This is a genomic window from Actinoplanes sp. NPDC004185 (genome assembly GCF_053603475.1).
In genome coordinates this window covers 20,362-45,018 of the sequence record NZ_JBSGFR010000001.1, presented here as the reverse complement: position 1 = coordinate 45,018, position 24,657 = coordinate 20,362, and the positions used below count along the sequence as shown (strand labels likewise).

Genomic DNA, 24,657 nt, shown 5'->3' with positions numbered 1-24,657 from the left:
GGTCACCGGGCCGGTAGGTGCTTGGCCATCTGCTGGGCCAGCAGGCGGTAGCCCAGCCGGGCGTAGAGCCGGCGGGCCCCGGTGTTGGCACCGTGCACGTTGAGGCCCATCGTGCCGACGCCCCGCCGCGCCAGCTCGGCCTCGACCGCGGCGATGGCCGCGCGGCCGTGACCCCGGCGGCGGTAGGGCTCGTCGATCTCGATGTTGTGCAGCCAGCCCAGGGCGACCCGCGGCGGCGCCGGCAGACCGGCCCAGACCCATCCGACCGGTACGCCCCGGGCCACCACCGTGCGCAGGAGCATCCCCGGGGTCCGCGCCCCGTCGGGGAGCAGCTCGGCCAGCCTGCGGGCCGCCCGGTCCTCGGCCTCGCCGTGCCACAGGCCCCGCTCGTGCACCAGATCCTGGGCGTAGTCGGCGAACAGCGCCTCGATCCGGCTCCGGTAGTCGGCCATCGGCACGAGCTCGATCCCCTCGGCCCGGGGCACCTCGGCCAGCGAGCGCGAGCGCTGCTCCGCGGTCACCTCGAAGCCGAGCCGCTCGTAGAGGCGACGGGCTGTGTCGTTGTCACCGAAGACGTTGAGGCCGATCGCCGGCACGCGGCGGGCGACGAGCTCCGCCTCCGCGGCGGTGATGATCGCGCCGGCGTACCCCCGGGACCGGAACGGCGGATCGACCTCGACGTCGTTGATCCAGGCGATGTCCGGCACGGTCGTGCCGGGCATCGACAGCCAGATCCAGCCGACCTCGGTGCCGTCCACCAGGGCCTTGCGCAGTAGCTGGCCGCGGGTCGCCGGTCCGCGCGGCAGTCTCTCGGCGACGTCCCGCTCGGCCTCGGCCCGCGCCTGCGCGGGAGTCAGCGCCCGAGCCGTGGTGATCGCCTGCGCGTAGCTCGCGACCAGCAGCGCCCGGCGGCGCACGAAGTCGTCCGGGTTCATCTCTGCGAGCGTCAGCGACAAGCGGCGGCCCTCTCCCGACCGGATGGGAACTTGCGTCGATTGTGCACCGCGGCCCCGGGCGCATCCGATCGGCGCGCAGTACGGTGAACCGCATGTTGATCAGCTGCGGATGCCCGGTCTCCGGGGTGTGGGCGGATCCCCTGTCCCTGACCGGGTTCGCGATGCGGGCCGAGGAGCTGGGCTACCACGGGCTGTGGTCGTTCCAGCGGCTGCTGGCCGGCGACGAGCAGAATCTGCAGCCGGTCTACCGCAGCGTGCTCGATCCGCTGCTGGCGCTGACCTACGCGGCCGCCCGCACCACGGACATCCGCCTCGGGGTCGCCGTCATCAACCTGCCCTACCTCTCCCCCACCTACCTCGCCAAGCAGGCGAGCACGCTCGATGTGCTCTCCGGCGGCCGGTTCGACCTGGGTCTGGGGACCGGCTGGTCCGAGGTGGAGTTCGTGGCGACGGGCTCGGACCCGAATCCCCGCGGCCGGCGCACGGAGGAGTATCTGCGCGTGCTGCGCGCGCTGTTCACCGGTGAGCACGTCGACTTCGACGGGGAGTTCTACACCGTGCCGCCGAGCGTCATGGCTCCCGCGCCGGTGCAGCCCGGGGGCCCGCCGATCCTGCTGGGCGGCACGGCGGATGCCGCGTTGCGCCGCGCCGGGCGGATCGCCGCGGGCTGGGTCAGCAGCAGCCGGGCCGGTCTCGAGGACATCGCGCGGGGTGCGCAGATCGTGCGGCGCGCGGCCGAGGAGTCGGGCCGCGACCCGGACGCCCTCCGGATCGTGGTGCGCGGCGTGGTCAAGGCCGGGCTGCGCGAGGACGGCGTGCCGCTGTCGGGCACCTGGGACCAGATCCGGGCCGGCGCCCAGCTCTACGCCGAGGCCGGCGTGACCGAGCTGTTCTACGACCTGAACTGGGACCCGTTCATCGGTTCACCGGACGGCGACCCGCGGGCCGCCGGGGAGCGGGCCGAGGAGATCCTGTCCGCCCTCGCCCCTAACGGCTGAAGTTCTCCTGCCTCCGTGCCAGCTGGGCGCACCGGCTCTTCCGGTGCCCGGCCGGACGCGGCAACCTGGGCGGACGCCGTACCGCGCGGCGTGAACCCAGGGAGAGCCATGAACCACCGCCGCCCGTTCGCCGCCCTCGTCGCCTGTCTCGCCCTGACGGGCTGCGGTGCGGTGGAGCAAACCTCGACGGCTTCCCCGCCGGTTGCCCCGTCACCGGCCGCCCCGTCGCCGACCGCCGCCAGTGGACTGGGTGACTCGGTCAAGGACGCCGGTGACATCCCGGACCCGTGCACGCTGCTCAGCAAGAAGCAGGTCACCGAGCTGACCGGGCGGGAGATCACCCAGCTCGACGAGGACGGGCTGCCGGCCGGCGACAGCACCCGCTTCTGCCAGTGGCAGCAGGCCGGTGGGCAGCTGGCCGTCTTCCTGAGCCGGACCACCGAGCAGGACTTCACCGTCAAGATCGCCGACGCGACGCCGGTCAACGACCTCGGTGAGCGGGCGTTCCAGCTGGCCGGGCACCTCTACGTGCTCTACGGCACGGTCTCGATCGACGTCTACAGCCGCGGCGACAGCGACGACGAGAACCTGGCCGAGGCGACGGCGGTCGCTCAGGTGCTCATTCCGAAGATCTGAGTGACGGGTACGGCGCACCGAGGACTCCCGGTGCGCCGTACCCGCACGGTCCTACTCGAACGGCGTGAGCGTGATGCCGATCGCGGCCGGGTCGCCGCTGTGCACCAGCGACTCCTGGTTCGCCACGTCGTCGAAGGCGAACGCGTACGCCTTGCCGTCGACCATCTGCTCGTGGATCACCTTGTTGTACAGGTTGGTCGGCTCGTTGCGGTAGAACGTCGACGCGTCGGTACTCGGCTCGACGGCCTGGGTGCCCAGGGTCGTCCGCTGCAGCGCCGCGCACAGGCTGCGCGCGATCGGGCCGACGACGAGGTCGTTCGGGGCGGCCAGGTTGCCGTCGCACCCCCAGACGTGCGCCGTGGTCGGCTTGGTGAACGTCGCGACCTGGGCGCCGGTGGCGTCGGTGAAGGTCATGACGGCGCCGCTGGTCCGGCCCGTGAAGATCTTGCCGGGCTGGTCGGCGAAGGGCTTCACGGTGAGGTCGGTGTTCTCGTACGCGGCCCAGGCCTTGTCGATGGAGGACGCCAGGTAGTCCGGGTCGAAGTCACCGCCGTCGGCGCCCTTGCCCGGAGCCAGCACGCGCAGCACGGTGCCGTCGGCGCGGGTCCGGACGAGGCCGCTGAACGACGGGTCGGCCTTCACGGCGTCGATGACGGCGTTGCGCCCGCCGGGCTTGAGCTGACCCGTGACCGCGGTCGTGCCGTCGGAGCTGGTGACGCTGACCGCGTGCGGCACGGCGAACATGTCGACCTGGGAGCTGTTGAGCCAGATGCCGGAGTCGTTGTAGGTGAACTCGCTCCAGTCGAACAGGATGTCGCTGTTGGGGTCGCCGGCCGCCCACGGCGCGGGCTGCACGAGTCCGCCGTCCTGGCTGATCCTGAAGTCGAGCTTGTCGCCGAACGCCATGTACATCCGGCCGGAGAGGCCCTTCGGCACCGGGATCGTCCTGCTGGCCCCGTCGGCCGGGCCGTCGATCGACACGTCGGGTGCCGGGGCGGGCGGGTTGGCCCCGCCGGTCCACGGGGTGAAGGTGCCGCCCTCGGTGACGTAGCCGAGCTTGCCGCCACTGACGCCCAGCACGTACAGGTGGGTGGCTTCGCCGCGGCCGGAGTTGTTGGTGACAGTGAGCGGGAGCAGGTCGGGGCCGGTGGCGGCCTGGGCGGTGGGGATCACCGCGACGGCGGCGGGGATGGCGACCGCCGCGACGACGAGCCCGAGCAGAGATCTGCGGTTGAGACGCATGAGCACCTAACTGTCGGCCCCCGGATGACACCGGCCCGGCGGGAGGACATCCGCGCGGGAGGGATCCGGCGTCGGCCGGGCCGCTTCGGGGGCGGACAAGGAAGGGGGGTGCGTCCCGGCCATCACGCTCCGCAACCAGTGAGAGCGCTCTCACCGAGCTTGGTACGGCCTCCGAAAGATGTCAACCGATGACGCCGGCCGATGTCCCCGCCGATAGCACAGCCCTCGCCCACCGGCACTTCGGCCCGTTACCGCAGCTCAGCGTCCATGGTCGACGCTTTTCGAAAAAGGCCGGCCGCTGCGTTATCCTGCTGAGCCGATGACTACTCCAGCCTCCCCGCCGCCCGGGGTCTATCACTCCCGGTCGCGGGTCACCCGTAACCGGCTCGCGCTCGCCGCGGCCGGACTGGCCCTCGTCCTGCTCGGTTACCTGATCGGGCGGCTCCAGGGCGGATCGGACACCCCGGCCGCCGCCGCGGTCGTCGCCCCTCCGTCGGTGGCGTCGTCCCCGTCGGAGCCGGCCGCCCCTCCGGTGGAGCCCTCCCCGTCACCGAGGACCCCGGCGCCCGGCGGCGTCGACGCCTACGCGGTGATCCAGGCCGAGACGGCCGCCGGCCAGCAGGGCACCCAGTTCCAGGAGACCGAGGACGAGGGCGGCGGGCAGAACATCGGCTGGATCAGCAACGGCGACTGGCTGCGCTTCGACGACGTGGAGTTCGGCACCGAGCCGGCCACCGAGGTCGCCGTCCGGCTGGCCTCCGACGTGGACGGCGGCGGTGGCCGGATCGAGGTGCGCCTGGACAGCCCCGGCAACGCCCCGGCCGGGGCCGTGCCGGTCGAGGACACCGGCGGCTGGCAGGAGTGGCAGTCCCGCAGTGCTGACATCGAGCCCACCACCGGGCGGCACACCGTCTTCCTCACCTTCGCCCGCGACGACGCCGCCGAGTTCGTCAACGTGAACTACTTCGCGTTCGCCCACTGACGCGCCGGGGCCCCGCGCCTCGATCGGCGCGCGGCCCCGGGAGTGACACCTGAGACGTCAGGCGGCGGCGACCTCGAACTTGCGCGGCTTGGCCTTCTCGGTCACCGGGATGCTCAGGGTGAGCACGCCGTTGTCGTAGCGGGCGTCGAGCCGGTCGGTGTCCAGCGAGTCGGACAGGAAGACCTGCCGGCTGACCGGACCCATCGGGCGCTCGGTCACGACGTACTGCACGCCGTCGCGCTCGGCCCGCTTGCGCTGGGCCCGCACGGTGAGCACCTTGCGGTCCACGGTGATGTCGATGCCGGCCGGGTCGACGCCGGGCAGATCGATGTCGATGAAGAAGGAGTCACCCTCGCGGTAGGCGTCCAGGCGGGCACCGGCGCTACGGGTGGCGGAGTCGAAGACGCGGGTGGTCAGGCGGTCGAAATCGGTACGCAGCACCATGGCAGATTCCTCCGGTTCAAGGTTGAGCGTGTTGCACTCAACCTGGATAACCGGGGTACCCCCCTGGTACTTCCTGAACGGCCCGTGAGCTGCGACACTAGGCCAGCCGGAAGTCCGCGAAGTCGAAGCCCGGCGACACCACGCAGCTCACCAGCACGGGCTCATCACCGGCCGGATACGCGCTCTGCCACACCCCGGCGGGCACCAGCGCCTGCGGATTGTCAGCGGTGAGCACCACCGTCTCGCCGCCCTCCACCGGGTCCGGGCCGGCGCCGCCGTAGCGCAACTCCAGCGAGCCCGAGTGCAGGAACCACAGCTCGTCGGAGGCCACCACATGCCACGCGGAGAACTCGCCCGGCTGGAGCAGGAAGTAGATGCCGGTGGCGGCGGCGCGCGGGCCCGCGTACCCCTCGGGCCGGATGGTGACCGCGGACCGGAAGGTCTCGCGGTACCAGCCACCCTCGGGGTGGGGCTGCAGATCGAGCTTCTCGGCCAGCGGCGGTCGCGTCGTCATGTCCCCCATCCTCGCGCGTCGCCGAATTCGAACAGGTGTGCGAAGATGACGCGGTGCCCGACCAGGCGACCATCCTGCACGCCGACCTCGACTCGTTCTACGCGTCGGTCGAGCAGCGGGACGACCCCGCCCTGCGGGGTCGCCCGGTCCTGGTCGGCGGCGGGGTCGTGCTGGCCGCGAGCTACGAGGCCAAGGCGTACGGCGTCCGCACCCCGATGGGCATCGCCCAGGCCCGCGCACTGTGCCCGCACGCTCTCGTGGTCCCGCCGCGGATGTCGGCGTACTCGGCGGCCAGCAAGGCCGTCTTCGAGGTCTTCCGCGACACCACCCCGATCGTCGAGGGCATCTCCATCGACGAGGCCTTCCTGGAGGTCGGCGGGCTGCACCGGATCAGCGGCACCCCGGCCGGCATCGCCGCCCGGCTGCGCACCGAGGTCCGCGAGCGGGTCGGCCTGCCGATCACCGTGGGCGTGGCCCGCACGAAGTTCCTGGCCAAGGTGGCCAGCGCCGTGGGCAAACCGGACGGCCTGCTGGTGGTGCCGCCGGGCGAGGAGCTCGCGTTCCTGCACCCGCTGCCGATCGAACGCCTCTGGGGCGTCGGCCCGGTCACCGCGGGCAAGCTGCGCGAGCACCGCATCCTGACCGTCGGGCACGTGGCCCGCATCGGCGAGGCCGCCCTGGTCACCATGATCGGCGCGCACGCCGGCCGGCACCTGCACGCGCTCGCCCACAACCGTGACCCCCGCCGGGTCCGCACCGGCCACCGGCGCGGCTCGATCGGCTCGCAGTGCGCGCTGGGTCGCCGGCCGCGCCCGTTCGAGGAGATCGACGCGACCCTGGCCGCCCTGGTCGACCGGGTCACCCGCCGGATGCGCTCGGCCCACCGGGCCGGCCGCACGATCACCCTGAGGCTGCGCTTCGGCGACTTCACCCGGGCCACCCGCTCGCGCAGCCTGCTCAAGGCGACCATGCAGACCAGCGCCATCCTGACCACGGCGCGTCAGCTGCTGACCGAGGCCCGGCCGCTGATCGACGAGCGCGGCCTGACCCTGGTCGGCGTCGCGGTCGGCAACCTGGACAGCGACGGCGCGGTGCAGCTGGAGCTGCCGTTCGACGTGCCGGTGGCCGACAGTCTGGACACCGCGCTGGACGCGGTCCGGGACAGGTTCGGCTCGTCCTCGGTGACCCGGGCGGCGTCGCTGGGCCGCGACCTCAATCCGTCGGTGCCGATCCTGCCCGACTGAGCACCGCGGGCGCGAGGGTTCAAGCGGCCAGGTCGGCCGCCTGCGCCGGACGGTTCGCCCGCCGGCTGCGCACCCGGTGGCCCAGGGCGACCAGGCCGAGCCCGGCGGCGTAGATGACCGCGTTGACCAGCAGGTACGACCACGGGACGGTGTCGGCGTCGGCCGCGAAGGCCGAGGTGTCGCCGGCCGTCCAGGCCCGGAGCAGTTGCAGGCTCTGGAAGGTGAACACGAACGAGTGCACGGCGATGAAGGCCAGATAGGCCGCCGTCCGCGAGCGCAGGGCGAAGCCGAGCGGGAACGCGAGCAGCACAGTGACGATCAGTTCCATGACGTTTCCTTCCGAGGGCGGCGCTGGTGACCGCTTCACCTTGGCCGGACGGCACCCGCGCGCACATCCGGGCCGGCGCCGGACCCGCCCGAGTGCACGCGGCTAAGTGCTGACACTGATGACGGGAACCGTCCGGTGGACCAGGATGTTCGGATGGGCGCCCGGACGATGCTGCGCCGGGGCGCGCTGGTGCCCGGGCTGGTCTTCGCCGTGGCCGTCTCGGTGTCGGCCCCGCTCAACTCCTCGGTCGTGGACTGGGCGGTGCAGACGTGCCTGCTGGCCGTACCGGTGGTGACCGGCCTGCTGCTGCACCGGCGCGTGCCGGGCAGCCCGGTCGGGGCCGCGCTGAGCTGGGTCGGCGCCGCGCCGGCGGCGGTCTTCGCGGTCGAGAGCTGGGGCGCGACCGCGCTGACGGCCGATCCCTGGCCGGCCGCCCGCTGGGTCTACACCTTCCAGCTCGGCGCCTGGGTGTGGAATCTGGCCGGCTTCGTCGCTCTCTGCCTGGTGTTCCCGGACGGGATGCTGCCCGGCCGGCGCCGGCGGCTCGCCGCCGTCTTCAGCGTGGCCGCCGCGCTGACCGTGCACGCGGTCGTCTCGCTGCTGCGGCCCGATTCTGGTGATTACCCGCCCGGCCTCCGCAGCCCGGGCCTCGAGGTGCCGGACGCCGTCTTCGCATCCGTCGCCATCCCGGCCTTCTGCGCGGCTCTGGTCGCGCTCGGCCTGGCGGTCGGCAGCCTGGTCGTGCGCTACCGGGCCGGCGGCGAGACGGTACGGACGCAGCTGCGCTGGCTGGTGCTCGGCGCGGGCACTGTGCCCGTGCTGCTGGCCGGTGGCTGGATCGCCGAGCTGCTCGGTGCCCCGGTCGCCGTCGCGTACCTGGGGTTCCTGGCCGCGATGCTGCTCGCCGTGCCCGCCGCCATCGCGGTCGCGGTGGTGCGGCACGACCTCTTCGACGTCGACCGGTTGCTGGGCACCACGCTGGCCTGGGTGGTCACGTCGGTGCTCTCCGCCGCGATCTTCGCCGGGGTGGTGTTCGCGGTCGCCGACGCGGCCGGCGGTGACTCGCGGGTCGGGCTGACCGGCGCGGCCTTCGTCACCGCCATGTGCCTGCTGCCGCTGCACCGGCTCATCAACGAGCTGGTCGGCCGGGTCGTGGACCGCGAGCGCACGGTCACCCGGGCCCGGGTGGAGCAGTTCGTGCGGCAGGTGCGCGGCGGCACCGCGCAGCCCGAGGAGGCCGAGACGGTGCTGCGTACCGTGCTCGGCGATCCGGGTCTGCGGTTGCTCGTGCGGCTGCCGGGCAGCGCGGCCGACCAGTACGTCGATCCGGCCGGGGAACCGTCGCAGGTCGCGCCCGGAGCCGTCCGCGTGCCGCTGACCACGGGTGACACCGAGGTGGGCGTCATCGTGCTCGGGCTGGCGTCCGCGCGGCGCTTGCGGCGGGCCCGTGAGGCGGCCGTCCAGGCCCGGTTGCCGATCGAGGTGAGCCGGCTGCGGCTGGAGCTGCGGCTGGCGCTCGACGAGACCCGGGCCGGCCAGGCCCGGCTCGCGCTGGCCGGGGCGGCCGAACGGCAGCGGCTGGCCCGCGATCTGCACGACGGCGCCCAGCAACAGCTCATCGCGGTCGGCATGCGCCTGCGGTCGGTGCAGCGCGGCATCGCCCCGGACCAGCCCGCCCACCAGGATCTGGAGACCGCCGTGACCACGCTCGGCGACACCGTCGCCGAGCTGCGGCGGCTGGCCCACGGGGTACGCCCGGCCCGGCTGGAGGACGGCCTCCCCGCGGCATTGCGGGCGCTGGCCACGGACAGCTCGGTGCCCGTCACAGTGACAGTTCCCGACGTCGATCCGCCGGAGGTGGTGGCGACCACGGCGTACTTCGTGGTCGCCGAGGCCCTGACCAACGCGATGAAGCACGCCGGGGCCACCGGGATAGCGGTGATGGTCCGGGAGCAGGAGTCCGGACTCCGCATCGAGGTCTCCGACGACGGCGTGGGCGGGGCCCGGCCCGGATTCGGGCTGATGTCTGCGCGCGACCGGGTCCTGTCGATCGGTGGCGAGCTGACCGTGCGCAGCCCGGCCGGTGGCGGCACCACCGTCGAGGCGGTGATCTGAGTGCGCATCGTGCTGGCCGAGGACTCGGCGCTGTTCCGGGAGGGCCTGCGGCGGCTGCTGGCCGAGGGCGGGCACGAGGTGGTCGCCGCGGTCGGTGCCGCCGATCTGCTCGACGACGCCGTGGACCGGCACCGGCCGGACTTCGTGATCATCGATGTGCGGATGCCGCCCACGATGACGGTGGACGGCGCCCTGGCGGCCCGCCGGCTCCGCGACGCGCACCCGGATCTGCCGATGATGCTGCTCTCCCAGCACGTCGAGACCCGGCACTGCGTGCCGCTGGTGGCGACCGGCGGCTTCGGCTATCTGCTCAAGGACCGGGTGCTGGGCGTGGACGACTTCCTGGACGCCATCCGGCGGGTCGCCGCCGGCGGGTCAGCCCTCGACCCGGAGGTGGTCTCGGCCCTGCTGGCCTCGACCGGTCGCGCCGACCCGCTGGCCGTGCTGACGCCGCGCGAGGCCGAGGTGCTGGCGCTGGCGGCCGAGGGCCGGTCCAACGGGGCCATCGCCGCCGGCCTGACGCTGGCCGAGCGGACGGTCGAGACCCACATGCGCAGCATCCTGCAGAAACTGCGGGTGCCCGACACCGGCGACAGCCACCGCCGGGTGCTGGCCGTGCTCGCCTACCTCAGCCCGCCCGCAGACCCAGCTGCGCGCGGCCGGTCGGGCTGAGCTCGTCGGCGGCCGGCCGGCCGGCCCAGTCGACCTCGTAGTCCTCGGCGGCGAAGTCGCTCGGGCTGACGCCGCGCAGGAACGCCTGACCGCACTCGGCCGCGTAGGCGGCGTTCTTCTCGCAGTACGGGCTGGCCGGGATGTACATGACGTTGCCCCAGCCCTGCTGGTCCCGCACCGCGCCGACAGAGTGGATCATGTCGCCGTGCCACCACACGGTGTCCCCCGGCTCGACCGCGGGGATCGGCGTGAGGGCGGGCATCAGCGCGGGGTGCCAGCGCTCGCTGATCGGCAGCGCCTGGCCGTTGGCCGCCCCGCACAGGTCGTCGTCGGCCACATCGTCCTGCAGGGCCCGCAGCAGCAGATAGGCCATCGCCGAGGGGATCGGCACGACGTGCAGCACGCCCTCGGTCGGGGCCATGTCGGACAGCGCGGTCCAGCCCTGGAACGTGCGGAACGCCGAGCACATGACCGTGGACTCGAACTCGTGCACCTCGGTGCGGTAGGCGCCGTCCCACGGGTCGTACGCCTCGGGGTTGCCCGCGAAGACGTGCCGGAAGACGTTCTGGTACGCCGGGAGCAGCCACCGCTCGATCGAGCCGGAGTCGGTGTGCGCGGACAGCCCGGCGGAGTCGGTGCCGGGCTCGCGGCGCCGGACCCGGTCCGGGTACGCCGTGTCGCGGGCCGGGTCGAACCAGACCCGCCCCTCGGACTCGTGCTTCCAGAAGGAGTTGAGGAAGCCGCGTACGGCGACCATGTTGTCGTCCTGACGGGCCTCCATCTGCGGACGTGACCAGTAGATGGGGAAGATCGACGGCTTGCTCGCGGACAGCCCGCCGAAGATGCCGTCGTCGAGGTAGCGGTACTTGCCGGCGAAGTCGTTGCGGTCCAGGTACGACACCAGCTCGGCGTCCCAGCCCTCGGCGCGGTCCCGGCCGAAGGTGCCCTTGACCACGGCACAGCCGCGGCGGCGTACCGCCTCGACGAGATCGGCCGGCACCGTGCCGGCGGCGATGTCGGCGAACCGGATGACCGGCCAGACCTGCTCGCCGCGGTCGCGCTGCGCGACCACCTCGGCGACCTCGGCCCGCACCGCGGCCTCGGCCCGCGCGAAGGCGCCGGTGACATCGCCGATCCGCTTGCGCAGCTCGGCCTTGGTCTCACGGATGGCGCGGGGGATGTCGTCCGGGGCGGTGTGCATCGCTGCCTCCATTTGATTAGGTGACCTAACTAGAACCTTGTCCTAATGTAGGAGATCCCGCCGGAAGATCACAAGAGGTGACGGTGAACGACGTCAGCCGGGCACTGCCGCAGACGGTGCTCCGCGCGGCCACCGACCGGCGCCTGCTCGACGAGACGATCCGCCAGGGCCGGACCACCCGGGCCGAACTGGCCGACCTGACCGGCTACTCCCGGCCCACCGTCTCCGAGGCCGTCCGGCGCCTGGTCGAGGGCGGCCTGCTGGACGCCACGGGATTGAAAGAGACCGGCCGCCGGGGCCGGATCGGCACGTTCTACGAGCTCGGCGCCCGGGCCGGCTGGGTGCTGGCGGTCGAGCTGGACCAGTCCGGCGTCCGGGCGCGCGCCGCCGACCTGGCCGGCCGCACCCTGGACGAGCACCGGCGTCCGGCCGGCGCCCCCGGCGACGTGGCTGCCCTGGTGGCCAACCTGCGCGCGGCCGTCGGCGCCTTCCCCGCCGGGCCGGGCCCGCTGCGAGCCGTCGGCATCTCCATCGCCAACCCGGTGCACCCGGTCACCCACGAGGTGGTCCCGCTGGCCGGCACACCGTTCCCGGAAGGCCTGCTCAGCCCGGCCGAACTGATCGGCGACCTGGTGCCGGCCCCGATCCTGGTCGACAACGACGTCAACCTGGCCGCGCTGGCCGAACACCGCGCCGGCCGGGCGGCGGGCGAGGCCAGCTTCGCGTACGTCTACGTCGGGGCGGGACTGGGCGTGGGGCTCTACATCGGCGACCAGCTGATCCGCGGCGCGCACGGGCTGGCCGGTGAAATCGGCTACCTGCCCGGCGCCGGAGCTTCGACGATCGCCGCCGACCTGGCGGCTGGTGGGCTCGGCCGCTCGGACGCCCCGTCGAACGACGTGGCAGCGGCGCTGGAACTGCTCGACCGCGGCGACGAGCCGGCGCTGCGGGTGCTGGCGGCGGCGGTGGCCCGGGCGATCATCTCGGTGGCGGCGGTGGTGGATCCGGCGCTGGTGCTGCTGGGCGGGCCGGTCGGGACACATCCGGCGCTGTTGCCGCGGGTGCGGGCGGCGATCTCCTTTCCGGGGCCGACGCGGGTCGAGCACGGGACCCTGGGCACGGAGGCGGCGCTGCACGGGGCGTTGGAGTTGGCGTTGGCGCATGCTCGGGCGGCGGCGGTCGCCGTCTGACCCGATGGGCCCCCCTTGGGCGTCGCGCTTCCGGCGTGCGGCGTCCCATCGCCTGGCCCTCCTGCGCCCGACTTCCGGCGCCCCGCCTCCCCCCGCGCCCACCTCCCGGCGCCCCGCCTCCCGGCGCCCCGCCTCCCGGCGCCCCGCCTCCCGGCGCCCCGCCTTCCCGCGCCCCGCCTCCCGGCGCCTTCCGGTGCCCGGCCCGCTCGGGCGGCGTTGGCTTGGGCCTGGGGTTCGGTGCGTCGGTGGCGTGCGGCAGACTGCTGGGCGTGCGGAAGATCTACGTCATCGGGATCGGCGCGGGCGACCCGGACCACCTGACCCTGCAGGCAGCCAAGGCGATCGGCCGGACCGACGTGTTCTTCCTGCTCGACAAGGGCGACACCAAGGAAAGCCTGATCGAGCTACGGCGCCGGCTGCTCAAGGCGTACGCCCGCCCCAGCCGGCGCATCGCCGAGGGCCGCGACCCGGACCGCGACCGCACCCCCGCCGACTACGAGGGCACGATCGCGGACTGGCGGCACCGGCGGTCCGAGGTGACCGAGGCCCTGATCCGCGAGCATCTGCTCGACGACGAGACCGGGGCGTTCCTGGTCTGGGGTGATCCGTCGCTCTACGACTCGACGATCAGCATCCTCGACGAGATCCTGGCCCGCGGTGAGACCACGTTCACCTACGAGGTGATCCCGGGCATCAGCAGCGTCTCGACGCTGGCCGCGAAGCACCGGGTCGGCCTGAACCGGGTGGGTCGCCCGTTCCAGGTCACCACGGGCCGGCGGCTGGCCGAGCAGTGGCCGGCCGACGTCGACGACGTGATCGTGATGCTGGACGCGCACCAGACGTTCGGGTCGGTCGACGCCACGAACGTGGACATCTACTGGGGTGCGTACCTCGGCACCGAGGACGAGCTGCTGGTCTCCGGTCCGCTGGCCGAGGTCGGCGACGAGATCCGCCGGGTCCGCGCCGAGGCCCGGGAGCGGCACGGCTGGATCATGGACACGTACCTGCTGCGCCGCCGCGACGCCGATCAGACGGACACCCGGTCGTAGATCAGGCACAGCGCGCCGGTCTCGGCGGCTGTCGTGTCGGCGAGCGTCCACGTGGAGGCGGGCAGACCGTCTTCGAGCAGCCGCGCGCCGCCGCCGACCACAGCCGGGCACAGCGTGATGCACAGCCGGTCCAGCAGGTCGGCGTCGAGCAGGGCCCGGATGATGCTGCTGCTGGCCAGCACGATGATGTCGCCGCCGTCCCCGGCCCGCAACCTGCGGACCTCGCCCGGCAGGTCACCGGCGACGATGCGGGAATTCTCCCAGGGCGCCTCGGTCAGGGTCGTGCTGAACACGACCTTCTCGGTCCGGTTGAGCCAGGCCGAGAAGGTCCGGTCGCGCTCATCGGCCTCGGGGTTGCCGGCGACGGCCGGCCAGTAGCTGCCGAAGCCCTGGTAGTTCTTGCGGCCCAGCAGCACCGTGGTGGCCGGCCCGGTCACCCGGACCATGTGGTCACGGCCGGCTTCGGTGACCGCGTGCGGCACGATCCAGCCCATGTCGTAGTCGCCACCGACGCCGTTGGTGCGGCCGTCGAGGGACAGGGAGATGTTTCCGACGACGCGGCGGTTGCTCGTTTCGCTCTTCATGCCCATGGGTCGGAGTCACCGGCGCCGGCTCGACATGCGCGCGAGAACTATTCCGCGCCGCCTTCCAGATCGCCTTCGGTCTCCAGGTAGACCTGCTGCAGCGCGGCCAGCGTCGCCGGCTCCGGGGACTCCCAGAGCTTGCGGTCCGCCGCCTCCAGCAGCCGTTCCGTGATGCTGTGCAGCGCCCACGGGTTCGACTGGGTCATGAACTTCTGGTTGTCCGGGTCCAGCACGTAGCTGGCCGCCAGCTGCTCGTACATCCAGTCGGCGACCACGCCCGCGGTCGCGTCGTAGCCGAACAGGTAGTCGACCGTCGCGGCCAGCTCGAACGCGCCCTTGTAGCCGTGCCGGCGCATCGCCGCGATCCAGCGTGGGTTCACCACGCGCGCGCGGAAGATCCGGGCGGTCTCCTCGGTGAGGCTGCGGGTCTTGGTGGCGTCCGGGTTGGTCGAGTCGCCGATGTACGCCGCCGGCGCCCGCCCGGTCAGCGCCCGTACCGTGGCGATCATGCCGCCGTGGTACTGGAAGTAGTCGTCGGAGTCGGCGATGTCGTGCTCGCGGGTGTCGATGTTCTTGGCCGCGACCTCGATCCGCTTGTACGCGGTCTCCATGTCCCCCCGCGCCTCGACCCCGTCCAGCCCGCGCCCGTAGGCGAAGCCGCCCCAGACCGCGTACACCTCGGCCAGGTCGGCGTCCCCGCGCCAGTTGCGGCTGTCGATCAGCGGCAGGATCCCCGCCCCGTACGCGCCCGGCCGCGAGCCGAAGATCCGGGTGGTCGCCTGCCGCCACGACTTCTTCGCGTCGACGTCGGCCAGCGCGTGCGCCCGGACGAAATTCTGCTCGGGTGTCTCCTCCAGCCCGGCCACCAGTCCGACCGCGTCGTCCAGCATGGCCACCACGTGCGGGAACGCGTCCCGGAAGAAGCCGGAGATGCGCACGGTCACGTCGATCCGGGGCCGGCCCAGCTCGGCCAGGTCGATCGGCTCGATGCCGGTGACCCGGCGGGAGGCGGGGTCCCAGATCGGGCGTACCCCCATGAGGGCCAGGATCTCGGCGATGTCGTCGCCGGCGGTCCGCATGGCGCTCGTGCCCCAGGCGGACAGGCCGACCGACTTGGGCCAGTCGCCGTAGTCGGCGCGGTAGCGGGTCAGCAACGACTCGGCCATCGCCTGCCCGGTCTCCCAGGCCAGCATGCTCGGGATGGCCTTGGGGTCAACGGAGTAGAAGTTGCGGCCGGTCGGCAGCACGTTGATCAGGCCGCGCAGCGGTGACCCGCTCGGCCCGGCCGGCACGTAACCGCCGTCGAGGGCGTGCAGGACATTCGTCAGCTCGTCGGTGGTGCGCGCGAGCCGGGGCACGACCTCGGTCGCGGCGAAGCGCAGGACCTGAGCCACCGTCTCGTCGTCGGTGACCCGGTCGGCGGCGGCGGGCTCCCAGCCGGCCTCCTCCATGGCGGCGACCAGCGCGTGTGCCTGCGCCTCGACGGCGTCGGTCTCGGCGGTGGAGGCGTCCTCGGCCAGACCGAGGGCCTCCCGCAGGCCGGGCAGCGCGGCCACCTGACCGGCCCACATCTGCCGGGCGCGCAACATGGCGAGCACCAGATTGACCCGGGCCTCGCCGCTCGGCGCGGCCCCGAGGATGTGCAGGCCGTCGCGGATCTGCACGTCCTTGATCTCGCAGAGCCAGCCGTCGACGTGCAGGATGAACTCGTCGAACTCCTCGTCGTCGGGCCGGTTGTCCAGACCCAGGTCGTGGTCCATCTTGGCCGCCTGGATCAGGGTCCAGATCTGCGCCCGGATGGCGGGCAGCTTCGCCGGGTCGAGCGCGGCGATGTTGGCGTGCTCGTCGAGCAGCTGCTCGAGGCGGGCGATGTCGCCGTACGACTCGGCCCGCGCCATCGGCGGGATCAGGTGATCGACCAGGGTCGCGTGGGCCCGCCGCTTGGCCTGGGTGCCCTCGCCCGGGTCGTTGACCAGGAACGGGTAGATCAGCGGCAGGTCGCCCAGCGCCGCGTCGGTGCCGTCCGAGGCGGACATGCCGACGTTCTTGCCGGGCAGCCACTCCAGGTTGCCGTGCTTGCCCACGTGCACGACCGCGTGCGCGCCGAAGTCGTCGGCCAGCCACCGGTAGGCCGCGAGGTAGTGGTGGCTCGGCGGCAGGTCGGGGTCGTGGTAAATGGCGACCGGGTTGGCGCCGAAGCCACGCGGCGGCTGCACCATCACGACCACGTTCTCGTCGCGCAGGGCGGCCAGCACGATCGCGTCGTCGTCCACGTACAGCTCGCCGGGGGCCTCGCCCCAGTGCCGTTCCATGGATTCGCGCAGGTCGGCCGGGAGGGTGGCGAACCACTCCCGGTAGGCCGAGCCGGCGATCCGTACGGGATTGCCGGCGAGCTGCTCCTCGGTCAGCCAGTCCGGGTCCTGGCCGCCGGCCGCGATCAGCGCGTGGATCAGCTTGTCACCGTCGCCCTCGGCGACGCCCGGGAAGTCACCGATCCGGTAGCCGCGCTCCCGCATGGCCTGCAGCAGCCGGACCGTGGAGGCGGGCGTGTCGAGCCCGACCGCGTTGCCGATCCGGGAGTGCTTGGTCGGATAGGCCGAGAGCATGACCACGATGCGGCGCTCGGCCGGCGGGATGTGCCGCAGCCGGGCGTGCGCGACCGCGATGCCGGCCACCCGGGCGGCCCGCTCGGGGTCGGGAACGTAGACCGAGAGGCCGTCCGGGTCGATCTCCTTGAACGAGAACGGCACAGTGATGATCCGGCCGTCGAACTCGGGGATGGCCACCTGGGTCGCCGCGTCCAGCGGGGAGAGCCCGTCGTCGCTGGCCTCCCACGCGGCCCGGCTGCTGGTCAGGCACAGGCCCTGCAGGATCGGCACGTCGAGATCGGCGAGCACCCCGACATCCCAGGCCTCGTCGTCACCGCCCGCGGAGACGGTGGCCGGCTTGGTGCCGCCGGCCGCCAGCACGGTCACCACCAGGGCATCGGCCTTGCGGAGCTCGGCCAGCAGCTCGGGCGAAGCGGTGCGCAGCGAGGACGTGAAGATCGGCAGCGGCCGCGCCCCCTTGGCCTCGACCGCCTGGCACAGGGCCTCGACGAACGCCGTGTTTCCGGCCATGTGATGAGCGCGGTAGTAGAGCACCGCGACGGTGGGGCCGGTCTGCGTCGTCGCCTCCCGCGGCAGCAGGCCCCAGTCGGGCGCGGGCACCGGAGCGGCGAACCCGTGCCCGGTCAGGAGGATCGTGTCGGAGAGGAAGTCGTGCAGGGCGGCCAGATTGTCGGCGCCGCCGTAGGCGAGGTAGCCGTGCGCCTCCGCGGCCACACCGGCGGGCACGGTGGAGAGCTTCATCAGGTCGGCGTCCGGCGCCTGCTCGCCGCCCAGCACCACCACCGGGACCGGCCCGGCCAGCAGCGCGTCGAGCCCTTCCTCCCAGGCCCGCCGCCCGCCGAGGATCCGCACGACGACCAGCTCGACCCCGTCGAGCAGCGCCGGCAGATCGGCGACCTGCGTGCGCGCGGGATTGCCCAGGCGATAGGCGGCCCCGCTGGCCCGAGCGCTCAGCAGGTCGGTGTCAGACGTCGACAGCAGCAGAAACACGGCTCTCCCCTCGGGGTCCGCGCCCCGGATCGGTGGAATTCACGGCGACCGGAGTTCCTGGCTCGAAGGTCTATCAGGACCCTCTGACAGTGGCGGGACCGCGCCGGACTCGCACCGGCTTCCTCCGCGGCGTCGCCGCACGTGGCCTCCCACTCTCCAGAAGCGCGCGAGCAACGTCAAGGCGAGGCGCCGGGTGTGACGATGCCGACCGCCGCCGGGAAAGTGTCGGCCCGGATCCGTAGTATCCGGGCCGTGCCCATCCCATCCGTGCGCGCCGACGCCGATGCCTGCCCGGGCGCGCTGCGGCTGCACGCCGCGGCCGACGGGCCGCTGGCCCGCGTCCGGGTGCCGGGCGGTCGGATGACCGGCGCGCAGCTCACGGCGGTGCACGAGCTGGCGGCCCGCTGGGGCGACGGGCACGTGGAGCTCACCAGCCGGGCGAACCTCCAGCTCAGGGCCCTCCGGGAGGCCCCGGTGGAGGAGCTGGCGGCCCGGCTGCGGGCAGCGGGCCTGCTGCCCTCCGAAACCCACGAACTCGTACGCAACATAGCCGCCTCGCCGCTCGCCGGAGGACTGCCGGTGGGGCCCCTGGACCAGGCCCTGTGTGCCGATCCGTCCCTGGCCGAGCTGCCCGGACGGTTCCTATTCGCCCTGGACGGCGGCGAGGGGGACGTGGCCTTCGGGGCGGACGTGGCGGCCCTCCCGGTCGGCGACGAGGTGGCGATCATCTTCGCCGGGGTGGACGCCGGCCTGCGCGTCTTGCCGGCCGAGGTGATCCCGGCGCTGCTGGCAGCGGCTCACGCCTTCCTCGACGAACGCGCCGCCCAGACCTCCACAACCGCACCCACCCCTCAGGGCTCGTCGCTCGCTGCGGCGGGCTCCGGCGACGCCCTGTCCGCGGCTGCCGTCCCCAGCTCCGCATCCGCTTCCGCCGGAAGCGCCGCATTCCCCGCCGACCTCACGCCGCCGGCTGCCGCAAGCGCCACGCCCGGTGCCGACCTCACGCCGCCGGCTGCCGATAGTGTCGCTGGCTCTCGGCCGCGCCTGCCCGGCCCTCGGTCCGGCGCGGAGGGCGACGGGCAGCAGCGGGTCGCCTGGCGGGTGCGGGAGCTTCGGGACGGGCCGGCTCGCGTCGCCGCGCGCACCGCCGCGGCGCTGGGCCGGACGCTCGGCCAGCCCGCTGAGCTGCGTCGGCCCGCCGTGCGGGAGCCGCTCGGTGTCGTCGAGCAGGCCGACGGGACCGTCGCCGTCGGGGCCCTGGTGCCGCTCGGGCGGCTCAACGACGTACAACTGAAGGTGCTGGCATCGGCCGAGAGCTTGATCTTCACGCCCTGGCGTGGGGTCGTCCTGCCCGGTCTGACGCCGCAGGCGGCCGGGTCCTGGGTCGCGGCCCTGGCCGGGGCCGGGCTCGAGGTCGAGGCGGGGTCGCGCTGGGCCGGGGTGACCGCCTGCGCGGGCCGGCCCGGGTGCGCGAAGTCGCTGGCCGACGTGCGGGCCGACGCGGACGCCGCGACCGTCGCGGGCCGGGGACTGCCGGTGCACTGGGTCGGCTGCGCGCGCGGATGCGGGAGCCCCGCCGGTCCGCACGTGCGGGTCGAGGCGACCGGGACGGGTTACGAGGTGCGATCGCCGTATGCGTGCGGCGTCACCTCGGTCGGTGAGGTCGGCGCGCTGGTCGGCGCCGCGAGGAAGGGCTGAGATGGAGTACGTGCGCGACGGCGCGGAGATCTACCGGCGGTCGTTCGCCACGATCCGGGCGGAGGCGGACCTGTCCGGGCTGCCGGCCGACGTGGCGCGGGTCGTCGTACGGATGATCCACGCCTGCGGGATGGTGGACCTGGCCGGCGACATCGGCTTCAGCGCCGGGGTGGTGACCGCGGCCCGCAAGGCGCTGCTCGGCGGCGCGCCGATCCTGTGCGACGCCGAGATGGTGGCGTCCGGGGTGACGCGCAAGCGCCTGCCCGCCGGCAACGAGGTCATCTGCACGCTGCGCGACCCCGCCGTGCCCGCGCTGGCGGCGCAGCTCGGCAACACCCGCAGTGCGGCCGCGCTGGACCTGTGGGGCGACCGGCTCGGCGGTGCCGTGGTGGCGATCGGCAACGCCCCGACCGCGCTGTTCCGGCTGCTGGAGATGATCGAGGCCGGGGCGCCGCGACCGGCGGCGGTGCTGGGGATTCCGGTCGGGTTCATCGGCGCGGCCGAGTCGAAGGACGCGCTGGCCGCATCAGACCTGGAACATCTGGTTGTGCGCGGGCGACGCGGTGGCAGCGCGATCACGGCGGCGGCGGTCAACGCCCTCGCCTCGGAGGAGGAGTAGCCATGGCGGGCCGACTGTTCGGGGTCGGGCTGGGCCCCGGCGACCCGGAGCTGGTCACCGTCAAGGCGGCCCGGCTGATCAGCGCGGCCGGGGTGATCGCGTACCACGCGGCCCGGCACGGCCGCAGCAACGCCCGCGCGATCGCGGAGCCGTACCTGCGCGAGGGCCAGATCGAGGAACCGCTGATCTACCCGGTGACCACGGAGACGACCGACCACCCGGGCGGCTACCAGGGCGCGATCGACGAGTTCTACGCCCGGAGCGCCGAGCGGCTGGCCGCGCACCTGGACGCGGGCCGCGACGTGGTGGTGCTGGCCGAGGGCGACCCGTTCTTCTACGGCTCGTACATGCACATGCACAAGCGCCTCGCCGACCGCTACGAGACGCAGGTCGTGCCCGGGGTGACCTCGGTGAGCGCGGCGTCGGCGGTGCTCGGCCGCCCGCTGATGGAACGCGACGAGATCCTCACCGTGCTGCCCGGCACCCTGCCCCCGGCGGAGCTGGCGGCGCGGCTGGCCGCCACGGACTCGGCCGCGATCATGAAGCTCGGCCGCACCTTCACCGGCGTCCGCGAAGCACTCGCTCAGGCGGGCCGCCTCGACGACGCCTGGTACGTGGAACGCGCGACCACCGACCGGGAACGTCACGCCCGGCTGGCCGACGTCGACCCCGACACCGTGCCGTATTTCTCCCTGGCCTTGCTGCCGAGCCCGGCCGCCGCGACGTTCGTGGCCGAGCCGGTCCCGCAGGAGCAGCCGGGGCAGGTGACGGTCGTCGGGCTGGGTCCGGCGGGCCGCGACTGGCTCACCCCGGAGGCGCAGGAGGCCCTGGCGGCGGCGGATGACGTGGTCGGCTACGGCCCGTACGTGGACCGCGTGCCGCCGAACGCCCGCCAGCGCCGCCACCCGTCGGACAACCGGGTGGAGGCCGAACGCGCGGCGTTCGCGCTCGACCTGGCCAAACGCGGCCGCAAGGTGGCGGTGGTGTCGTCCGGGGACCCGGGCGTCTTCGCGATGGCCGCGGCGGTGCTGGAGGTCAGCGAGGATCCGCAGTGGAAGGACGTCCCGGTCCGGGTGGTGCCGGGGCTGACGGCGGCGCAGGCGGTGGCGAGCCGGGCCGGCGCGCCGCTCGGGCACGACTTCTGCATCATGTCGCTGTCGGACCGGCTGAAGCCCTGGGACGTGATCGCGGCCCGGCTGTCCGCGGCGGCGAGCGCCGACCTGGTGATCGCGATCTACAACCCGGCATCGCAGAGCCGCAAGGAACAGCTGGTCCGGGCCCGTGAGCTGCTGCTGCAGCACCGCCTCGCGGCGACTCCGGTGGTGGTCGGCCGGGATGTGGGCGGCCCGGAGGAGGAGATCCGCGTAACGACGCTGGGCGACCTGGACCCGGCGACGGTCGACATGCGCTGCCTGCTGATCATCGGCTCGAGCCAGACCCGGGTGACAACCCGCGGGGACGGCTCTACTCAGGTGTACACGCCGCGCCACTACCCCGCCTGAGCCACTCCAGCGCGGCCTCGACGGTGGGCGCCACGCCCGCTTCGGGTGGCAGCGGTGGCCGGTCGACCAGCACGACCGGAAGGCCGAGTTCGCGGGCGGCGTCGAGCTTGGCGCTGCTGCCGCCGCTGTCCTTGGTGACGAGGACGTCGATGCGGTGCCCGGTGAGGAGGGCTCGTTCGCCGGCGAGGGTGAACGGGCCCCGGTCCAGGACTACCTGGAGGCGGCCCGGCCGGGATCCGGTGGGTGGTTCGACGGACCGGGACAGGAACCAGCAGGCGTCCACTTCCGCGAAGGCCGCGATGCTCTGGCGGCCGGTGGTGAGGAAGACCCGTTCGCCCAGGTCGGGCAGCAGCTTCGCGGCTGTCGCGAGGTCGGGCACGCGGTGCCACCGGTCGCCTGGTCGTCCGGTCCAGCCCGGCCGGCGGAGGATCAGCAGCGGCACGTCGGCCTGCGCGCACGCGTCCACCGCGTGAGCGGTCATCACTGCGGCGAAAGGGTGGGTGGCGTCGACGACAGCCTGGATGCGTTCCTGGCGTAGGTAGTCGGCAAGGCCGTCCACGCCGCCGAAGCCGCCGATGCGGACCGTGCCGGCGGGCAGGAGCGGCGCCGTCGTCCGGCCGGCGAGGGAGCTGATCACCTCGATGCCGGGGATGAGCGCGCAGGCTGACGCCAGCGCTCGCCCCTCGGTGGTACCGCCCAGAATGAGCACCCGGACGCGCGATGTCGGCCCGCTCGCTTCCGCTTCTGTCAGGTGGTCGTTCGCGGGTGGATCCGGCCTGTGTGCGGGAGGCTCGGGTCTGGCTATGGGCGGCATCGGTCTGCGGAGTAGAGGTGACTGTCCGGGAAGGTGGAGGCGGTCAGGGCCGCACCGACCACGATCACGGCGGTGCGTTTGATCCCGGCGGCCGTCACCTTCGCGGCGATGTCCGCCAGCGTGCCCCGCACGATCAGCTCGTCCTCCCGGCTCGCCCGTGCTACCACGGCGACCGGGCACTCCGCGCCGTAGCGCGGCACCAGCTCCGCGACCACCGCGTCGATGCGCTGGACGGCCAGGTGCAGCACCATCGTCGAGCGGCTCGCGCCCAGCGTCGCCAGGTCCTCGCCCGGCGGCATGGCGGTGGCTCGCTCGGCCGTGCGGGTCAGGATGACCGTCTGCGCGACCCCCGGCACGGTGAACTCCCGGCCCAGCGACGCGGCAGCCGCCGCGAACGCCGGAACGCCGGGCGTCACGTCGTAAGCGACGCCGGCCTCGTCCAGCCGGCGCATCTGCTCGGCGACCGCACTGAACACCGAAGGGTCGCCCGAGTGCAGCCGGGCCACATCGTGCCCGGCCTTGGTCGCGGAGATCAGCTCACCGATGATGTCGTCCAGGGTGAACCGGGCGGTGTCGACGAGCCGAGCGCCGGGCGGGCAGTAGGCGAGCAGCTCGGCGGGCACGAGGCTGCCGGCGTACAGGCACACCGGCGAAGCCTCGATCAACCGCTGACCGCGCACCGTGATGAGGTCGGCGGCGCCGGGTCCGGCGCCGATGAAATGCACCGTCACGGCTTCGTCACCGACCAGATGGTCACCGGCATCATCGCTCTCCATCCCGTGAACCCGCCGACCGGCGCCGCCCGCTGCACGGCGAGCCGGGTCAGTTCACCGCCCAGCTTCGCGTACCAGGCCGCCAGCACGGCCTCCGATTCCAGGGTCACCGCATTGGCGACCAACCGCCCACCCGCGGGCAGGGCGTCCAGGGCAGCTTCGACGACGCCGTCCCGCGTCACCCCGCCACCGATGAAAACCACGTCGGGCGCCGGCAACCCGGCCAGAGCGCCGGGCGCCCGGCCCTCGACAACCCGAAGCTTCGGTACGCCCAGAGCGGCAGCGTTACGCACAATCCGACCGGCCCGCTCCGCGGAGGACTCGACAGCGACGGCACGGCAGTCCCGGTGAGCCCGCATCCATTCGATCGCGATGCTGCCGGAGCCGGCACCGACGTCCCAGAGCAGCTCGCCGGGCTGGGGGCCGAGCACGGCGAGCGTCACGGCCCGGACCTCACGCTTGGTGAGCTGGCCGTCGCTCTCGTAGATGGCGTCGGGCAGACCAGGCACCAGCGGTCGAGGGCCGGTCCGGTCGGCAGCCGGGATCGTGGCTGGTGCGGCCGCTCGCGTCGGCTGTGCCGCCGATTCGACCCCCGAGCTCGCAGCGCGGCCCGCCGAGCAGACCACCGCGATGATGTTCAACGGATCGATACCGGCCAGGTCCAGGGACGATGCAGGGCCGGAGATCCTGCTCTCGGCCGGGGCGCCGAGCTGGGACAGGACCGTGATCGTGCTGTCACCGTATCCCCGGGATGTGAGCAGGGCGGCCACCTCAGCCGGGGTCTTCGCACCCGCGCTGAGTATCAGGATCTTGCGGCGCGGGTGGATGAGCGGATGCAGCTCCTCGACCGGGGCGGTGACCAGGCTGAGGACGTCGATCTCCGGGAGCGGCCAGCCCAGGCGGGCCGCGGCGAGCGAGATCGAGGACGGGTGCGGGATGACCCGTACGGCGTCCGCCCCGAGCAGCCGGACCAGCGTCGCGCCGATCCCGTGGAACATCGGGTCGCCGCTGGCCAACACCGCCACGCGCCGATCCCGGTGCGCTTCGAGCAGACCCGGCAGCGCGGGGACCAGCGGTGCCGGCCACGGCACGCGCTCACCCTCGACCGCCGACGGCACCAGGGCCAACTGCCGGGTGCTGCCGAAGATCACCTCTGCGGCGGTCAGGGCCGCGGTGGCCGTACCCGACAATCCCGGCCAGCCGTCGGCGCCGATGCCGACCACGGTGAGGCCGGCGGGTTCGTCAGTCACGCCGTGACGGTAGTCGTCGGTCACCGAGCCTCCTCCCGCCGCACCCCTGGTCGATGCCTGTCGATTGTTTCCGGCGCGCAGCGTCCGCCCCGCAATGACGCTCTGTCACAAATGATCCAATCCGCAGGTCTGTCACATTTGACAGCGCACATAACCACTTCGCCGCACCGAGAACGCCGGTTGATCGCGCGGCCGGCGCGCCTCACCGCGGTCCGGCGCTGCTGATCTACCTGCGGCTGCGTCGCGA

22 protein-coding genes and 1 riboswitch are annotated in these 24,657 nt (G+C 73.3%); of the genes, 11 read left to right on the top strand and 11 right to left on the bottom strand.

Going from position 1 to position 24,657, the window contains the following annotated elements:
* Positions 1-2: 2 nt before the first annotated feature.
* Positions 3-935: a GNAT family N-acetyltransferase gene (locus ACWEOZ_RS00190; protein ID WP_451908568.1), complete on the bottom strand. Its 933-nt coding sequence runs from the start codon at positions 933-935 to the stop codon at positions 3-5.
* A gap of 113 nt (positions 936-1,048) precedes the next feature.
* On the opposite strand from ACWEOZ_RS00190, the gene ACWEOZ_RS00185 reads away from it, so the two are divergent.
* Positions 1,049-1,954 carry a TIGR03619 family F420-dependent LLM class oxidoreductase gene (locus tag ACWEOZ_RS00185; protein WP_451908567.1) on the top strand — a complete coding sequence of 302 codons (906 nt, stop codon included), beginning with the start codon at positions 1,049-1,051 and terminating at the stop codon, positions 1,952-1,954.
* Positions 1,955-2,062: 108 nt separating this feature from the next.
* On the top strand, positions 2,063-2,590 hold the full coding sequence (locus tag ACWEOZ_RS00180; protein ID WP_451908566.1) for a DUF3558 family protein: 528 nt from the start codon (positions 2,063-2,065) through the stop codon (positions 2,588-2,590).
* A gap of 51 nt (positions 2,591-2,641) precedes the next feature.
* On the opposite strand, the gene ACWEOZ_RS00175 is transcribed toward ACWEOZ_RS00180, so the two are convergent.
* Entirely contained in the window at positions 2,642-3,832 is a 1,191-nt protein-coding gene (locus ACWEOZ_RS00175) for a beta-1,3-glucanase family protein (protein WP_451908565.1), read from the bottom strand.
* Positions 3,833-4,151: 319 nt separating this feature from the next.
* Between ACWEOZ_RS00175 and ACWEOZ_RS00170 the strand changes: the two genes are divergently transcribed.
* Positions 4,152-4,814: a carbohydrate-binding protein gene (locus ACWEOZ_RS00170; RefSeq protein ID WP_451908564.1), complete on the top strand. Its 663-nt coding sequence runs from the start codon at positions 4,152-4,154 to the stop codon at positions 4,812-4,814.
* A gap of 57 nt (positions 4,815-4,871) precedes the next feature.
* On the opposite strand, the gene ACWEOZ_RS00165 is transcribed toward ACWEOZ_RS00170, so the two are convergent.
* Both ACWEOZ_RS00165 and ACWEOZ_RS00160 read right to left on the bottom strand, forming a co-directional pair.
* Positions 4,872-5,258 carry an Hsp20 family protein gene (locus tag ACWEOZ_RS00165; RefSeq protein ID WP_433720906.1) on the bottom strand — a complete coding sequence of 129 codons (387 nt, stop codon included), beginning with the start codon at positions 5,256-5,258 and terminating at the stop codon, positions 4,872-4,874.
* Between the two features lie 97 nt (positions 5,259-5,355).
* Positions 5,356-5,772, bottom strand: coding sequence for a cupin domain-containing protein (locus tag ACWEOZ_RS00160; RefSeq protein ID WP_451908563.1), 417 nt, complete (start codon positions 5,770-5,772; stop codon positions 5,356-5,358).
* Between the two features lie 53 nt (positions 5,773-5,825).
* Here ACWEOZ_RS00160 and dinB point away from each other — a divergent pair, with 53 nt between their 5' ends.
* The gene (gene dinB, locus ACWEOZ_RS00155) at positions 5,826-7,016 is read left to right on the top strand and encodes a DNA polymerase IV (protein WP_451908562.1); all 1,191 of its coding nucleotides are present in this window, start codon (positions 5,826-5,828) and stop codon (positions 7,014-7,016) included.
* A 19-nt stretch (positions 7,017-7,035) separates the two neighbouring features.
* Here dinB and ACWEOZ_RS00150 read toward each other — a convergent pair whose 3' ends face one another.
* On the bottom strand, positions 7,036-7,344 hold the full coding sequence (locus ACWEOZ_RS00150; protein ID WP_451908561.1) for a hypothetical protein: 309 nt from the start codon (positions 7,342-7,344) through the stop codon (positions 7,036-7,038).
* 153 nt (positions 7,345-7,497) lie between these two features.
* Between ACWEOZ_RS00150 and ACWEOZ_RS00145 the strand changes: the two genes are divergently transcribed.
* Both ACWEOZ_RS00145 and ACWEOZ_RS00140 read left to right on the top strand, forming a co-directional pair.
* Complete coding sequence (locus ACWEOZ_RS00145) at positions 7,498-9,459, top strand: sensor histidine kinase (RefSeq protein WP_451908560.1); 1,962 nt, start codon at positions 7,498-7,500, stop codon at positions 9,457-9,459.
* Positions 9,460-10,131: a LuxR C-terminal-related transcriptional regulator gene (locus tag ACWEOZ_RS00140; protein WP_451908559.1), complete on the top strand. Its 672-nt coding sequence runs from the start codon at positions 9,460-9,462 to the stop codon at positions 10,129-10,131. It begins immediately after the preceding gene.
* On the opposite strand, the gene ACWEOZ_RS00135 is transcribed toward ACWEOZ_RS00140, so the two are convergent.
* Entirely contained in the window at positions 10,088-11,332 is a 1,245-nt protein-coding gene (locus ACWEOZ_RS00135; protein WP_451908558.1) for a YbiU family protein, read from the bottom strand. The two genes, ACWEOZ_RS00140 and ACWEOZ_RS00135, sit on opposite strands and share 44 nt — an antisense overlap.
* A 77-nt stretch (positions 11,333-11,409) precedes the next feature.
* On the opposite strand from ACWEOZ_RS00135, the gene ACWEOZ_RS00130 reads away from it, so the two are divergent.
* Together ACWEOZ_RS00130 and cobF are read left to right on the top strand one after the other, a co-directional pair.
* Entirely contained in the window at positions 11,410-12,522 is a 1,113-nt protein-coding gene (locus ACWEOZ_RS00130) for an ROK family transcriptional regulator (RefSeq protein ID WP_451908557.1), read from the top strand.
* 269 nt (positions 12,523-12,791) lie between these two features.
* Complete coding sequence (cobF, locus tag ACWEOZ_RS00125) at positions 12,792-13,571, top strand: precorrin-6A synthase (deacetylating) (protein WP_451908556.1); 780 nt, start codon at positions 12,792-12,794, stop codon at positions 13,569-13,571.
* Here the strand turns inward: cobF and ACWEOZ_RS00120 are convergent.
* Both ACWEOZ_RS00120 and cobN read right to left on the bottom strand, forming a co-directional pair.
* On the bottom strand, positions 13,550-14,155 hold the full coding sequence (locus tag ACWEOZ_RS00120; RefSeq protein WP_451908555.1) for a dihydrofolate reductase family protein: 606 nt from the start codon (positions 14,153-14,155) through the stop codon (positions 13,550-13,552). The genes cobF and ACWEOZ_RS00120 overlap by 22 nt on opposite strands.
* 47 nt (positions 14,156-14,202) lie before the next feature.
* Positions 14,203-17,754, bottom strand: a complete 3,552-nt coding sequence (cobN, locus tag ACWEOZ_RS00115) for a cobaltochelatase subunit CobN (RefSeq protein WP_451908554.1) — start codon at positions 17,752-17,754, stop codon at positions 14,203-14,205.
* A 51-nt stretch (positions 17,755-17,805) separates the two neighbouring features.
* Positions 17,806-17,879, bottom strand: a riboswitch (cobalamin riboswitch).
* A gap of 127 nt (positions 17,880-18,006) precedes the next feature.
* On the opposite strand from cobN, the gene ACWEOZ_RS00110 reads away from it, so the two are divergent.
* Genes ACWEOZ_RS00110 through ACWEOZ_RS00100 form a run of 3 tightly spaced genes read left to right on the top strand, consistent with a single transcriptional unit; the run spans position 18,007 to position 21,573 of the window.
* A complete protein-coding gene (locus ACWEOZ_RS00110) occupies positions 18,007-19,452 on the top strand; it encodes a precorrin-3B synthase (RefSeq protein WP_451908553.1) in 1,446 nt (481 codons plus the stop codon).
* Position 19,453: 1 nt separating this feature from the next.
* Complete coding sequence (locus ACWEOZ_RS00105) at positions 19,454-20,071, top strand: precorrin-8X methylmutase (RefSeq protein WP_451908552.1); 618 nt, start codon at positions 19,454-19,456, stop codon at positions 20,069-20,071.
* Between the two features lie 2 nt (positions 20,072-20,073).
* Complete coding sequence (locus tag ACWEOZ_RS00100) at positions 20,074-21,573, top strand: precorrin-2 C(20)-methyltransferase (RefSeq protein WP_451908551.1); 1,500 nt, start codon at positions 20,074-20,076, stop codon at positions 21,571-21,573.
* Here the strand turns inward: ACWEOZ_RS00100 and ACWEOZ_RS00095 are convergent.
* From ACWEOZ_RS00095 to cbiE, 3 genes are all read right to left on the bottom strand, one after another.
* Positions 21,536-22,282, bottom strand: a complete 747-nt coding sequence (locus ACWEOZ_RS00095) for a cobalt-precorrin-6A reductase (RefSeq protein WP_451908550.1) — start codon at positions 22,280-22,282, stop codon at positions 21,536-21,538. The genes ACWEOZ_RS00100 and ACWEOZ_RS00095 overlap by 38 nt on opposite strands.
* 92 nt (positions 22,283-22,374) lie before the next feature.
* Entirely contained in the window at positions 22,375-23,163 is a 789-nt protein-coding gene (gene cobM / locus ACWEOZ_RS00090) for a precorrin-4 C(11)-methyltransferase (RefSeq protein ID WP_451908549.1), read from the bottom strand.
* Positions 23,115-24,410, bottom strand: a complete 1,296-nt coding sequence (gene cbiE / locus ACWEOZ_RS00085) for a precorrin-6y C5,15-methyltransferase (decarboxylating) subunit CbiE (protein WP_451908548.1) — start codon at positions 24,408-24,410, stop codon at positions 23,115-23,117. The genes cobM and cbiE overlap by 49 nt, the downstream gene beginning before the upstream one ends.
* Between the last annotated feature and the right edge of the window lie 247 nt (positions 24,411-24,657).